This window comes from Mucilaginibacter corticis (assembly GCF_007558865.1).
In the GTDB taxonomy this organism is placed as follows: domain Bacteria; phylum Bacteroidota; class Bacteroidia; order Sphingobacteriales; family Sphingobacteriaceae; genus Mucilaginibacter; species Mucilaginibacter corticis.
On sequence record NZ_VLPK01000002.1, the window covers coordinates 525,455 to 539,327 of the forward strand.

Here is a 13,873-nt window from a genome sequence, read left to right on the forward strand (position 1 = left end):
TATAGCGATCAGTAAAATGTGGCATAACAATATACTCGAAACCATAGGCAATACGCCGATGGTGAAATTAAATAAGGTAGTAAAAGATATCCCGGCAACGGTATTGGCTAAAATAGAAACCACTAATCCCGGCAACTCCATTAAGGACCGTATGGCACTTAAAATGATTGAGGATGCCGAAAAAAGCGGCAAGCTAAAACCGGGCGGGACTATTATTGAAGGTACATCCGGCAATACCGGGATGGGACTTGCCATTGCCGCTGTTATAAAAGGCTATAAATGTATTTTTACCAGTACGGATAAACAATCGAAAGAAAAGTTTGACGCACTGCGCGCCTTTGGTGCCGAGGTTATTGTTTGCCCTACCAACGTTGATCCTGAAGACCCGCGATCTTATTATTCAGTATCATCACGTTTAGAGCGCGAGGTGCCAAATTCATGGAAACCTAACCAGTATGATAACCTGTCAAACTCGCAGGCGCATTATGAGTCTACCGGCCCTGAGATCTGGGAGCAAACCGAAGGTAAGATAACCCACCTGGTAGCAGGAGTAGGTACAGGCGGAACCATATCAGGTATTGCCCGTTACCTTAAAGAACAAAATCCTGCTATACAGATCTTAGGTATTGATACTTATGGCTCGGTATTTAAAAAATATAAAGAAACAGGCGAGTTTGATAAGAATGAGATCTATCCTTACATTACCGAAGGTATTGGCGAGGACTTTTTGCCGGCCAACGTTAACTTCGATCTGATAGACCATTTTGAAAAAGTAACCGACAAAGATGCCGCCTTAATGACCCGCGAGGTAGCCCGCAAAGAGGGGATCTTTGTAGGAAATTCAACCGGATCGGCAATTGCTGGTTTACTGCAGATGAAGGATAAATTTAAAGAGGGCGACGTGGTTGTCGTAGTTTTCCCGGATCATGGCACACGCTACCTGGGTAAAATGTATAATGACGACTGGCTACGCGACCGTGGCTTCCTGAAGGATGGCAAGCTAACTGCAAAAGATATCATCAGCAAAAAAGAAAGCCGGGAAATAGTAACCATCGACAGCGAGAAATCTGTTTTAGAGGCTATCAATACCATTAAATCTTTAAACATATCACAGATTCCGGTTACACAGGCGGGGATGGTTATCGGCAAAATCACCGAGAGCGATATTCTGAATGCCTTGCTGGAAAATCCGTCGCTAAAATCTCAACCGGTTAAAACTATCAGCACAGCGCCGTTTCCGTTTGTTGATATCAATACGTCAATAGACCGTATCTCGGCGATGATCAATAATGATAATATAGCCGTACTGGTGGAGCATGAAGGGCAGATTGCTATTATTACGCAGTATGATATTATTAACGCGATATCGGGATAGCTTTTGGAGTTTTTAAGGTAAAAGGATAAAGGTAAAAGGTGTTGTTTGGTTACAACACCTTTTTTGCGTTTACGATGATTTGTAGCAGCATTTGTTCAATACGATCATTTGCACATCTGCAGATTTGCAAATATGCACATCCACTTACCACTTCTTAAATATCACAAACACCGCCAGCACAATCAAGCCAAAACCCACTAGATGGTTCCAGGCGAATTTCTCGGTTTTAAAGAATACTATGGAGAAGATCATGAAAATGGTGAGCGTAATGGCTTCCTGAATTGTTTTTAGCTGGACAAGGCTGTAAGGGCCGCCATCGCCTTTAAAGCCAGCACGGTTTGCCGGTACCTGGAATACGTACTCGAAAAACGCTAATCCCCAACTTATCAATATTATAGAAATCAAGCTCAGGTTTTTACCCCAGTCGTATTCTTTAAACTTGAGGTGCCCGTACCAGGCGAAGGTCATGAAGGTATTGGATATGATGAGGAAAATGATGGTTTTTAGTCCGCGCATATAAGGGATATTTTTGTTGGATAAAGCTATTTCTCCAGTTTTTGTTTGAGGTTTTGTTTGTAAAGTTCGCTGATAGTGGGTTTTACGCCTTTTAGTATGAAAATACCTGTGCGGTATTCTCTTGCCAACGGATCGGCGACCTCGCCAACCAATTTAGTGCTATCCACTATAGGCGCTAAATCGCTTACATCACGGTCATCACTTACATAAATTATTGTCTTCGGGTGAATATCCGCCGGTGCAAATAGTGCAAAACTGCTGTTAAGACAAACTATTTCGGGCAATTTATAATTGCGGCCAAAATGCGCGAATGCACCTGCCTCCCCGTAATTATCAGCCACAATAATTGTGTTGGCTTTTTCTTCGGGCGTGAGCGAGTTATAAACCGACGCGGTTTTTGCAACCATTTCTTCCCAACCCAGCATATCCGCGTAATCCTGAGTTAAGGGGTGCAGTTTATGGTCTTCCCAGGTAGCCGCAAACCTAAAAGCCGGGATATGCTTGTTTGCGTAGCTAAAAAGCTTCAGCGTAGTATTCAGCGGAAATACCGGCAGGAACAAGGGAAACAATGGCAGGTTAGGTACAACAAATAACACTACCGCGGCTATTCTTAGCGCAGGATATTTTAGCTTGATCCATCGCTCAAACCCATAGCCCCCCGCGGCAAACAACATAGGGTAGGCGCCAAATAGGTAATAACTCTTACCGTTCATCTCCAATAAAAACAGGAAGATCAGCATAAAGGCAAAAGCCAGAAACTGGTATTTGCGTAGTTTAAATGAAAACAGCAGGAAACCAAAGCCAACAAGCCATACAAACAAGGCAATGCCGTTTACCAGCAATTGCTGATTGATAAAATCAAGCGCCTTAATATAAACCAGCTGATTTTTTTGCAGTGTAGCCATGTGCGTAAATACAGGCCAGTGATGTTCAAACTGCCATACCAAGTTTGGCAATACAATGAGCAAGGTTATTGCCGTAGCGCCTAACATGTGTTTGTTCCACAATAAGCGGCGTTGTTTGCTGATAAGTAGCCCTGCTATTAATGTGCCGGCAAAAAACAGCATGGTATATTTGGTGAGGATGCCGATGCCTACCGTGAGGCCGATAAAGTAAAGATATTTTATAGCAAGGGTATTCACATAACGTAACAACAACCAAACGGCCAGCACCCACCAAAGCTGATCGAAAACCACCGGTTGAAAAAGATAACCGCTGGCAACAAATGCAGGCGAAAAGATAATAGCGAGACAAGCCAAGGCGATGGCAAAATGTTTACCACCCAGCTCGACTGTGATCTTACCGGTTAGCCAGATAATTAATCCGCTGCAAATGGTGGTGAACACACGTGCCGCAAAAACCGAATTGCCAAACAGTACGCTTGTTAAACGGGCAAGAACCGCTATAAAAGGGGGCACCTCTTTGTATCCCCAGTCTAAATGGTCGCCAAGTGCAAGATGCAAAAGCTCATCGCGGTGAAAGCCGAAGTTTGAAATAGCCAGTGCATTTAAACCTATCTTAATAAATACAAAAATCAGGATAAAGTTAGTGTAACTCGATTTCCGGTTTTTATAGGGCATATAATTTATGATCGGTTCTTATAAAGATAGTTTTTTTAGGTAAAAGGTTAAAGGCTAAAGGTAAAAGGTTTTTTTGAGTAAATAGAAAAAGGTTAAAGGAACTGTATCACCTTTAACCTTTTACCTTTAGCCCTTCAGCCTCAAATCAAATTCTTTTGATATCAGCGCCTAAAGCCAACAGCCTTTTATCGATATGCTGATACCCACGCTCAATTTGCTCTATATTGTAAATGGTTGATTTACCTTGTGCCGATAGTGCAGCTATCAATAACGATACGCCTGCACGGATATCAGGCGATGTCATGGAGATACCGCGTAGCTGTACCTGTTTATCTAAGCCGATAACTGTAGCGCGGTGAGGATCGCAAAGGATGATCTGGGCGCCCATATCCAGCAATTTATCCACGAAGAATAAACGGCTCTCAAACATTTTTTGGTGGATCAGAACCGATCCTTTTGCCTGTATGGCCACTACCAGTACAATACTTAACAGGTCGGGGGTAAAGCCCGGCCATGGCGCGTCGGCAATGGTCATGATCGACCCATCAATAAAGGTTTCAATCTCGTAATGATCTTGTGCGGGGATATAAATATCATCACCCCTAAGCTCTAACTTTATACCCAGGCGCCTAAACACGTCGGGGATCATACCCAACTCATTGTAGTGTACATTTTTTATGGTGATCTCTGAACCGGTCATGGCGGCAAGGCCAATGAATGAACCTATCTCGATCATGTCAGGCAGCATCCGGTGTTCTGTTCCACCTAACCTGGTAACGCCTTCAATAGTCAACAGGTTTGAGCCGATGCCGCTTATTTTTGCGCCCATGCGGTTAAGCATTTTACAAAGCTGTTGTAAATATGGCTCGCAAGCAGCATTGTAAATAGTTGTTATGCCCTTGGCTAAAACTGCCGCCATAACAATATTAGCCGTACCGGTAACCGATGCTTCATCTAACAATATATACGTGCCCTGCAGGTTTGACGCGTCGACATTAAAAAAGCCGTCTTCGGGGTTGTAATTAAATTGCGCGCCTAATTTTTCAAAACCTAAAAAGTGGGTGTCCAAACGCCTGCGGCCAATTTTATCACCGCCGGGTTTTGGGATAGATGCTTTGCCGAAACGCGCCAGCAAAGGGCCGACTATCATGATAGAACCACGCAGCCCGCCGCCTTTTGATTTAAAGGCATCCGACTGGAAAAAATCCTGGTCTATTTCTTTTGCTTCAAATGTATAAGTGTCTTCGCTTAGCTTTTCAACTATGACACCCATATCGCCCAAAAGCTCAATTAGCTTGTTTACATCTTTAATGTCGGGGATATTGCTGATGGTAATTTTTTCTTCGGTAAGCAGTACTGCCGACAGGATCTGCAGCGCTTCATTTTTTGCGCCTTGGGGCGTTATTTCGCCTTTTAAGGGTTTGCCGCCCTGTATTTCAAATGCGTTGACCATGGGTTGATAATTAATAGTTCATGGTTAATTGGTGCCATGAGCCATTGCAAAGATTATAAATATATTTATGATTTTGACTAACCCCCTCTAAATCTCCCCCGGCAGGGGAGACTTTTAATAAGCCCTCCCCACCGGGGAGGGTTGGGTGGGGTCTACTTAGTATTTTTTACCGCCGTTGTTACGGTTACGGTTATTTTGGTTGTTGTTGCGCTGGTTGTTATTATTGTTGCGCCCGCCACCTGCACCACCAGCGCCGCCACGGTTGTTTTGGTTATTATTGGTACGCCCGCCACGGTTATTATTATTGTTTTGGGTATGTGTTTGCGGGCGGTATTCAACTTTATTTAAGTTGATGTTTTCATCAAGCTTCAGTTCGCCTTTTGACAGGGCTACCAGGTCGGCTAAAATAGTTTCGTCAGCAACCGAATCTTTGTTCCATTGCACATAAGCCATTTTCATGAAGTTGGCTATGGCCTGCACCATGTGTTTGCGGCGCTCGGGCTCCTCAATGCTTTTGGCTTTTTCTATCATCATCTCGATAGTTTTACCGTAGTGCCTGTAACGGATCCGCTGATTAGGATATCTTAACGGCTCGGGCTTGATATGGATAGCTTCTTCGCTTGGTTTTGGATAAGGCGAGTCTACATCTATTTTAAACTCAGATATAATGTGCAGGTGGTCCCAAAGTTTATGTTTAAAATCGGCCACGTCGCGCAGGTGCGGGTTTAAAAACCCCATCAGGTCTATCACCACCTGTGCGTAGCGGTTACGTTCTTCTTTAGTGGGCAGGTCTACAATGTACTTAACCATGTTTTGTACGTTGCGCCCGTATTCGGTAAGCAGCAATTTGCTCCGGGTAGAATTATAATCAAAATTTGAAGGCGTGTTTTCTAATGCCATATAAATTAAATGTTTTTAAGAAAGTTTTAAGTTAGCCAGGCGACTTTCCCCGGAAAACAGGGTACAGGCGGCTAAAATTGAATGTATTGACTTGTAGTACAGCAAATATAGTGCAATAATTTGTAGAGACACAATACCTTGTGTCTCTTTTTTACATCTTTCTGTAATAACTGTAACGATACACAATGTATTGTGCCGCTACGGCAATAATTCTTTATTTTCGCTTATGGCATCACCTATCATTATTACCCATATAGATATTTACCGGTTTAGTATCCCTATGGAACCGTTTACCATTGCTACAGGTACCATGGATCATGCCCAGAATGTGTTTATCAGGGTACATACCGATGCCGGTTTTTATGGCGTAGGCGAGTGCTCGGCTTTCCCGATGATAGTTGGTGAAACACAGGATACGTGCCTTGCCGTTGCAAAGGATTTTGCCAGACTATGGAAAGGTAAAGATGCGCTGGATATCCCCGCGCGGCTACAGCAACTGCACGATGCCATTGCCGGAAACGGAACCATAAAAAGCGCTTTTGATATGGCGCTGTATGATATCGCCGCAAAAAACGCGAAACTGCCGCTTTACCAATTTTTAGGCGGCACTAAACGTGCGGTAGAAAGCGATATCACTATTGGCCTGGGCAAGCCCGAAGTTATGGCTAAAAAAGCTGTCGAATTTAAAGAATCCGGAGCCGGTATATTAAAGGTTAAGCTGGGCAAAAACGCCGCCGAAGATATAGAACGGATCAAACAAATTCGTGAGGCAGTGGGCTACGACATGAAGATCAGGGTCGATGCAAACCAGGGATGGAGTTTTGATGATGCAGTTTTCGCGCTGCAGGGTTTGGGTAAATATGATATCGAGTTTTGCGAACAACCTATGCGTACCTGGTATAATGATCAACTGCCCAAACTGATGCAAGTATCCCCGGTAAAAATTATGGCTGACGAAAGTGTGTACAACCATCATGATGCGCGGATACAGATAGAAAGTGGCTCATGCCATTATATTAATATAAAAATGTCAAAAGCAGGCGGCATTTATGAGGCTAAACAGATCCATGACCTGGCTGCCGAAAAGGGGATAGCCTGTATGATGGGCGGCATGCTTGAAAGCAGGATAGCTTTAAGCTCGAAACTTCATTTTGTGTACAGCAGCCCCAATATTCAATTTTATGATATGGATACCTGCATGCTGGGGCACTTGGCTGATCCTTGTGTTGGCGGGGTAACTTATGATGGCTACCATCTTAACATTGACGACGCTATTGGTATTGGCGCTGACGCCGATGAGGTGTTTTTAAAGGATTGCGAACGGTTTACTATTTAACAAAATGCCCAAGAAGGTCAACTGTCTGTTCGCTATTATGCTATTTTGCTTGCGTGTTTTAGCGCAAACCACATTGCAGCCTCCCTCAGATTTAATGGTCGATCTGGTAGCCCATAGCAATTATCAATCTATTAACGGCTACACTATACAACCTTCACCGGCAAATTTGTTAAATCCGAATGTCCGGTCCGTTTTAATAGGAAATAAAAATCCGGCTTTTAGCTGGCAGATCAACAGCACCGCCGCTGATGTAGCACAAGAGGCTTACCAGGTCCTGGTGTCAGATGATGAAAAGTTATTGGGCAATAATAAGGGAAACGTTTGGGATTCGGGAAAGATACAGAGCATTCAATCTTCAGCGGTGATATTTAAAGGTATCGACCTGAAACCTAGTACAGCCTATTACTGGACTGTTCGCGTTTGGACTAATAAGGAAAAGGGCCCCAGTCCATATGCAAAGCCTATTGCATTTTATACCGATAGTGTATTGTCTGAATATAAGTTACCATCGTACCCTACAGAAATTACAGAACAGAAACCTGTACGATTAACCAAAAGTAATGGTGTGTATTTTGCTGATTTTGGCAAAGATGCCTTCGGACAGTTAAAGCTTGATCTTTTTTCAGATACCAACAACAAAGCTGTTATAATCAGGCTTGGCGAAACGCTCGATGCAGACGGCGGCATTAATCGTAAACCACCCGGTAATGTACGCTATGCTCAATACAAACTTAACCTTCTCCGCGGGATGCATGCCTACAAGGTACAGATTGTACCTGACAAGATAAACACAAAGCCCGGGGCCGTAAAAATACCGGCATATATTGGTGAAGTAACACCTTTCAGGTATTGTGAAATAGAGGGGTGTAACGGGGAGGTAGAACCTGAAAATATCACCCGGCTTTTCGCGCATTATCAATTTGATGACAACGCGGCAAATTTTCATAGCTCTGATACTACATTGAACGCTGTTTGGGAGTTATGCAAATATTCTATGAAGGCAACATCGTATCTGGGGACTTATGTTGATGGCGACCGCGAACGTGTTCCTTATGAAGCGGATGCATATATCAACCAACTAAGCCACTGTGCTGTTGACAGGGAATATACCATAGCCCGTAAAACCAGCGAACATTTGATTTATCACCCTACCTGGCCAACAGAATGGATATTGCAGTCGGTGTTAATAGCCTGGTACGATTATTTATATACGGATGATATCAGGCCGGTAAAACACAATTATGAAAATCTGAAAGCCAAATGCCTCACAGCATTAGCAGATTCAACCTATTTGATCAGCACCTTGAACGGGAAAGTGACTAAAGATGTGTTAAGTTCCATCCATTTTAATGGCGAGCTAAGAGATATAGTAGACTGGCCGCACAACCAGGAAACAGATGGTTTTGTATTTACTAAATACAACGCTGTAGTAAACGCCTATTATTATCGTGCACTTGTCCTGATGAAAAAAATGGCCGAAGACCTTGGCAAAGCAAATGATGCCCGGGAATATGAGAAAAGAGCTGTCGCCGTGAAAAAAGCATTTCAGAAAGCGTTTTATGATCCTAAGCAAAAAATATATGTAGATGGTGATGGTACTAATCATGCATCATTGCACACAAATATGTTTGCACTTGCTTTTGACTTAGTTGATGCGGAATACAGAAAGCCAATACTTGAATTTATCAAATCGCGTGGGATGGCATGCAGTGTTTACGGTTCGCAATTTTTACTGGATGCAGTTTACAACGCGGGCGACGGCAATTATGGTCTTAGTCTGCTTACTTCGAAAACCGACCGTAGCTGGTACAACATGATCCGTGCCGGCAGCACCATAACAATGGAAGCATGGGATAATAAATATAAACCCAACCAGGATTGGAACCACGCCTGGGGTGCGGCTGCAGCAAATATCATATCGCGAAAGCTGATGGGGGTAGAGCCTATAGAATCAGGATGGACAAGCTTTAGGGTTAAGCCGCAGATAGGCAGCTTAACCCAGGCAAGTATTGATGTCCCGACTATTAAGGGAACTATAAAATTATCTTGCTATCAAACACCGAAAACATACGATATCTACCTTGCTGTACCGGCAAATACCTGGGCAGAGGTTGAATTGCCTATTGACAGAAGTAAGAATGATGGCAGGTTGTTTATTGATGGTAAACAGTTGAAATCAAATTTAAAATTGAAAAACCTGATCAACACGATGGAACGTATAGGCTCCGGCAATCACCATTACAAAATAGAATACTTTTAGTTACCTGCGCTTAGCTCTGTAAAGTATTTATGAAACAACGGTATCGTTTCTATTCCTTTATAATAATTAAAAATATCATACTTCTCGTTAGGCGAATGCAGGGCATCGCTGTCTAAGCCAAAGCCCATCAGTACGGTTTTTATACCCAATTCTGCCTCAAACAGGGCTACAATAGGTATACTACCGCCACCTCGGGTTGGGATAGGCGCTTTACCAAAAGATTCGGTAATGGCTTTTTGGGCCGCACGGTAAGCTACGCTATCGGTTGGTGTAACTACCGGTTCGCCGCCATGGTGCGGGGTTACCTTTATTTTTACAGATGCCGGCGCTATCTTTAAAAAATGGTCTGTAAAAAGTTGTGTAATTTTTTCTGATCCTTGGTTTGGTACTAAACGCATTGAGATCTTAGCATGCGCTTTTGATGGTAATACAGTTTTTGCACCTTCGCCAATGTAGCCACCCCAAATTCCGTTTAGCTCAAGGGTAGGGCGGGTGCCGGTACGCTCGAATGTGGTATAGCCTTTTTCGCCCCATAATTCAGCTACATCAAGATCGGCTTTATATTCATACTCGCTATATGGCGCAGCATTTAGTTCTTTACGTTCGGCTTCGGTAAGCGCTATCACTTCATCATAAAAGCCGGGAATGGTAATATGGTTATTCTCGTCATGTAATGACGCTATCATTTTAGACAAAATGGTGATAGGGTTGGCAACCGCGCCGCCATAAACGCCCGAATGCAGATCGCGGTTTGGGCCGGTCACTTCAACCTCAAGATATGACAAACCTCGCAGGCCCGTCTCCAGCGATGGGTTTTCCATGCTGATCATTGAAGTATCTGAGATCAGCACTACATCGGCCTTCAATTTTTCTTTATTGGCTTTTACAAAAATGCCCAGGTTGCTTGATCCAACTTCCTCTTCGCCTTCAATCATAAATTTAATATTGCAGGGCAGGGTATTGGTCTGCATCATCAGCTCAAATGCTTTAACGTGCATGTAGAATTGGCCCTTGTCATCGCATGCGCCGCGGGCATATATTTTGCCGTCGCGCACAGTCGGTTCAAAAGGCGGGGTTTTCCATAACTCTAAGGGATCGGCAGGTTGTACATCATAATGGCCGTATACCAATACTGTAGGTTTTGCAGGGTCAATGATCTTTTCACCATAAACAATAGGGTAGCCGGCGGTAGGGCAAACCTCTACATTGTCAGCGCCCGAATCGCGCAGCTTTTGTGCTACGTAATCGGCAGTTTTTAAAACATCTGGTTTGTATTTTGGATCTGCACTGACAGATGGGATACGCAAAAGCTCAAAAAGCTCATCTAATAAGCGTTGTTTATGTTGGTCTACGTACTCTTTTATATGTTGCATAATTAGCGGTTTTGGGCAAATATAATGGATGTTTAAATAACAAAACGGCCGTTGTTCATATTTATACATTTAACAAACTGATAACTGTAGCGTTTGTTATTGCACGGCCGTTTTATCTATATTTGCCGCTCGATTTAATTGCAATTACATAAATGGGTTATCGTAAGATAATTTTTCTATCCTGTATCCTTTCTGTCTTTTATTTATCAGGATATGCCCAGGCACCCAGTTGCAGTGCCGTTGCTAAATTTTACGGTAAAGACAGTATCAATGTAACCACTTTTGGGGCCAGCACTGTTGCAGGCGTGGGTGGTTTTTCTTTTCAGCCGGGCTTACTCAATAATATCGAATCTTGTTATACAGGCGTAATAGTTACCGTTACCAAAAACGGTGTCTCCGGAGAAACGACAACACAAGGATTAGTACGTTTTCCATCCGCCATAGCCGGCCGAACGGGTTTTATATTGATATTGATGGGGGCTAATGATGCATTGGCAATGGCCGATAAAAAAAGTAAAATTGGCGATACTGAAGCAAACATGCGGTATTATATAGAAACATCTATAAAGAACAAACTTATACCTATAATAGGAACCATTCAATACTTTAACGATAAAAATAACCAGAGACTTAAAACAGCTAATTTGTATGTTACACAGATAAATACTTTATATAAAAGATTAGCCAAGGAGTATAATATCTACGTTGCAGACATTAACAGGGCCATAGGGAGGGATTTTTCTTTATACCAGGATTATGTGCATCCTAATGCCGAAGGGTATAAACTAATAAGTTTTGTTTGGTTTGACGCTATTAATCACGCCATTGAGGATAGGTTATTGCTGGTAGGATTAAATCAGAATTATCCTAATCCTGCCATTGATCGTACTACCATAGGCTTTAGCTTGTCGCAAGCGGGGCATGTTAAGATCGATCTGTATAACATAAGCGGAACGTTTATTAAAACCCTGTATGATTCTTATCAGAACGCGGGTTATCAAACTATAAATGTTCCTTTAAATGACCTTAATGCCGGTATCTACATTTATACTATGCAGGTAGGCGGTCAGGTGATCAGTAAAAAAATGATCGTTACCCGTTAATTAAGATCTGTTTTCGGCAAACGGTCTTCTTGTTCGCCTTAAATTCTTGGTGTTCCAAATTATTAGCCTTGTACGGCTATTTATTACTGCACCAATTTCCGTTGAAATACAGCAGACAGCGAGTTTAAAGATCAATTAAAATCTGTCAGCAGTAGCTAAGTTGTTTTTGTCTTTTCTGTCAGCAGTAGCCAAATTATTTTTATCACCATTTCTGTCGGCAGTAGCTAAATTGTTTTTGTCGTTTTTATCAGCAGTAGCCAAATTGTTTTTGTCAGCGCTTCTGTCTGCAGTGGCTAAATTGTTTTTGTCTCTTTTATCAGCAGTAGCCAAATTGTTTTTATCACCTTTTAAAGTGTTGGCGAATGAAGTAGAGGTAAAGCTGGTAGCGAATAATATTGCGGTTGCGATGAATAATTTTTTCATGATCTGGGTATGTATTGGTTTGTGGTTTAATTATTTATGTTGAATTAAAATCTGTCAGCAGTAGCTAAGTTGTTTTTGTCTTTTCTGTCAGCAGTAGCCAAATTGTTTTTATCACCATTTCTGTCGGCAGTAGCTAAATTGTTTTTGTCGTTTTTATCAGCAGTAGCCAAATTGTTTTTGTCAGCGCTTCTGTCTGCAGTGGCTAAGTTGTTTTTGTCTCTTTTATCAGCAGTAGCCAAATTGTTTTTATCACCTTTTAAAGTGTTGGCGAATGAAGTAGAGGTAAAGCTGGTAGCGAATAATATTGCGGTTGCGATGAATAATTTTTTCATGATCTGGGTATGTATTGGTTTGTGGTTTAATTATTTATGTTGAATTAAAATTTGTCGGCAGTAGCTAAATTGTTTTTGTCAGTTCTGTCAGCAGTGGCCAGGTTATTTTTATCACCATTTCTGTCGGCAGTAGCTAAGTTGTTCTTGTCGTTTTTATCAGCAGTGGCCAGGTTGTTTTTGTCAGCGCTTCTGTCAGCAGTGGCTAAGTTGTTTTTGTCTCTTTTATCAGCGGTAGCCAAATTGTTTTTATCACCTTTTAAAGTGTTGGCGAATGAAGTAGAGGTAAAGCTGGTAGCGAATAATATTGCGGTTGCGATGAATAATTTTTTCATGATCTGGGTATGTATTGGTTTGTGGTTTAATTATTTATGTTGAATTAAAATTTGTCGGCAGTAGCTAAATTGTTTTTGTCAGTTCTGTCAGCAGTGGCCAGGTTATTTTTATCACCATTTCTGTCGGCAGTAGCTAAGTTGTTCTTGTCGTTTTTATCAGCAGTGGCCAGGTTGTTTTTGTCAGCGCTTCTGTCAGCAGTGGCTAAGTTGTTTTTGTCTCTTTTATCAGCGGTAGCCAAATTGTTTTTATCACCTTTTAAAGTGCCTGCAAATGAAGTTGTAAAGCTGGTTGCGCATACTAATGCGGCTGCGATGAACATTTTTTTCATGATTTTATATTTTAAATTTTTTAAGGGTCTTTTAATTTTCAGGCAGCCCTATCTGTTAAATAGATATACCTATTGTTTATAAATATTTATTATATACTGATGACAGAATTAGTCGGCAGTAGCTAATACTACTCTGTTATCTACCATAAGTTTTACAGGCGTAACAGTGGCAGTTTTTGCCGGTGTACTGATTTTTAACAGTGATGAAACACCTACTGATAAAATGATTGCTGCTGTAAGGATTACTTTTAACATGGCTTTAATTTTTATTTTTTTCTAATTGATGACTTATTAATTGATAGGGTAACGATTTTTTGTGCTTAATCGGCTGTTGCTAAAATGGTTTTTGCCGAGTAAGACATATTTGAAAATACCGTAAAACTGACTGGTACATTGCCTTTTTTTGCGCAAGATGATAAGATGCCTAAAGACAAAACTGTAATTGCTGTTAAAATGATATTTTTCATATTCGTTAATTTTTTAAATCAGTATTATATTTAATTATATATTGATTATAAGGATTAACTATTGGTTAATATATATTCCATATTTATACGTTTT

Annotated in this window: 15 protein-coding genes; 4 read left to right on the plus strand and 11 right to left on the minus strand. The window is 41.7% G+C overall.

The features are described from left to right. Positions 1 to 16: 16 nt before the first annotated feature. A complete protein-coding gene (locus FO440_RS12965; RefSeq protein ID WP_144248691.1) occupies positions 17 to 1,375 on the plus strand; it encodes a cystathionine beta-synthase in 1,359 nt (452 codons plus the stop codon). A 144-nt stretch (positions 1,376 to 1,519) separates the two neighbouring features. Here FO440_RS12965 and FO440_RS12970 read toward each other — a convergent pair whose 3' ends face one another. The 4 genes from FO440_RS12970 to FO440_RS12985 all read right to left on the minus strand — a co-directional run bounded on the left by FO440_RS12970 (position 1,520) and on the right by FO440_RS12985 (position 5,824). Further along, complete coding sequence (locus FO440_RS12970) at positions 1,520 to 1,891, minus strand: DMT family protein (RefSeq protein WP_144248692.1); 372 nt, start codon at positions 1,889 to 1,891, stop codon at positions 1,520 to 1,522. Positions 1,892 to 1,917: 26 nt separating this feature from the next. After that, positions 1,918 to 3,471, minus strand: coding sequence for an ArnT family glycosyltransferase (locus FO440_RS12975; protein ID WP_144248693.1), 1,554 nt, complete (start codon positions 3,469 to 3,471; stop codon positions 1,918 to 1,920). A gap of 145 nt (positions 3,472 to 3,616) precedes the next feature. Beyond that, the gene (gene murA / locus FO440_RS12980) at positions 3,617 to 4,924 is read right to left on the minus strand and encodes a UDP-N-acetylglucosamine 1-carboxyvinyltransferase (protein WP_144248694.1); all 1,308 of its coding nucleotides are present in this window, start codon (positions 4,922 to 4,924) and stop codon (positions 3,617 to 3,619) included. Positions 4,925 to 5,080: 156 nt separating this feature from the next. Beyond that, positions 5,081 to 5,824, minus strand: coding sequence for a DUF4290 domain-containing protein (locus FO440_RS12985; protein WP_144248695.1), 744 nt, complete (start codon positions 5,822 to 5,824; stop codon positions 5,081 to 5,083). A gap of 238 nt (positions 5,825 to 6,062) precedes the next feature. Between FO440_RS12985 and FO440_RS12990 the strand changes: the two genes are divergently transcribed. Both FO440_RS12990 and FO440_RS12995 read left to right on the plus strand, forming a co-directional pair. Further along, positions 6,063 to 7,160: a mandelate racemase/muconate lactonizing enzyme family protein gene (locus tag FO440_RS12990; protein ID WP_144249147.1), complete on the plus strand. Its 1,098-nt coding sequence runs from the start codon at positions 6,063 to 6,065 to the stop codon at positions 7,158 to 7,160. A gap of 94 nt (positions 7,161 to 7,254) precedes the next feature. Continuing rightward, the gene (locus FO440_RS12995; RefSeq protein ID WP_144249148.1) at positions 7,255 to 9,420 is read left to right on the plus strand and encodes a family 78 glycoside hydrolase catalytic domain; all 2,166 of its coding nucleotides are present in this window, start codon (positions 7,255 to 7,257) and stop codon (positions 9,418 to 9,420) included. Here FO440_RS12995 and FO440_RS13000 read toward each other — a convergent pair. Next, a complete protein-coding gene (locus FO440_RS13000; RefSeq protein WP_144248696.1) occupies positions 9,417 to 10,793 on the minus strand; it encodes a dipeptidase in 1,377 nt (458 codons plus the stop codon). The genes FO440_RS12995 and FO440_RS13000 overlap by 4 nt on opposite strands. Positions 10,794 to 10,945: 152 nt before the next feature. On the opposite strand from FO440_RS13000, the gene FO440_RS13005 reads away from it, so the two are divergent. Then, entirely contained in the window at positions 10,946 to 11,896 is a 951-nt protein-coding gene (locus tag FO440_RS13005; protein WP_144248697.1) for an SGNH/GDSL hydrolase family protein, read from the plus strand. A 135-nt stretch (positions 11,897 to 12,031) separates the two neighbouring features. Here FO440_RS13005 and FO440_RS13010 read toward each other — a convergent pair whose 3' ends face one another. The 6 genes from FO440_RS13010 to FO440_RS24455 all read right to left on the minus strand — a co-directional run bounded on the left by FO440_RS13010 (position 12,032) and on the right by FO440_RS24455 (position 13,779). Next, on the minus strand, positions 12,032 to 12,319 hold the full coding sequence (locus FO440_RS13010) for a hypothetical protein (RefSeq protein ID WP_144248698.1): 288 nt from the start codon (positions 12,317 to 12,319) through the stop codon (positions 12,032 to 12,034). Between the two features lie 44 nt (positions 12,320 to 12,363). Beyond that, complete coding sequence (locus FO440_RS13015; protein ID WP_144248698.1) at positions 12,364 to 12,651, minus strand: hypothetical protein; 288 nt, start codon at positions 12,649 to 12,651, stop codon at positions 12,364 to 12,366. Between the two features lie 44 nt (positions 12,652 to 12,695). Next, positions 12,696 to 12,983, minus strand: a complete 288-nt coding sequence (locus tag FO440_RS13020; RefSeq protein WP_144248699.1) for a hypothetical protein — start codon at positions 12,981 to 12,983, stop codon at positions 12,696 to 12,698. Between the two features lie 44 nt (positions 12,984 to 13,027). After that, complete coding sequence (locus FO440_RS13025; RefSeq protein WP_144248700.1) at positions 13,028 to 13,312, minus strand: hypothetical protein; 285 nt, start codon at positions 13,310 to 13,312, stop codon at positions 13,028 to 13,030. Positions 13,313 to 13,420: 108 nt separating this feature from the next. Next, on the minus strand, positions 13,421 to 13,567 hold the full coding sequence (locus tag FO440_RS24450; protein WP_186292662.1) for a hypothetical protein: 147 nt from the start codon (positions 13,565 to 13,567) through the stop codon (positions 13,421 to 13,423). A gap of 65 nt (positions 13,568 to 13,632) precedes the next feature. Further along, the gene (locus FO440_RS24455) at positions 13,633 to 13,779 is read right to left on the minus strand and encodes a hypothetical protein (protein ID WP_186292663.1); all 147 of its coding nucleotides are present in this window, start codon (positions 13,777 to 13,779) and stop codon (positions 13,633 to 13,635) included. Positions 13,780 to 13,873 lie beyond the last annotated feature (94 nt).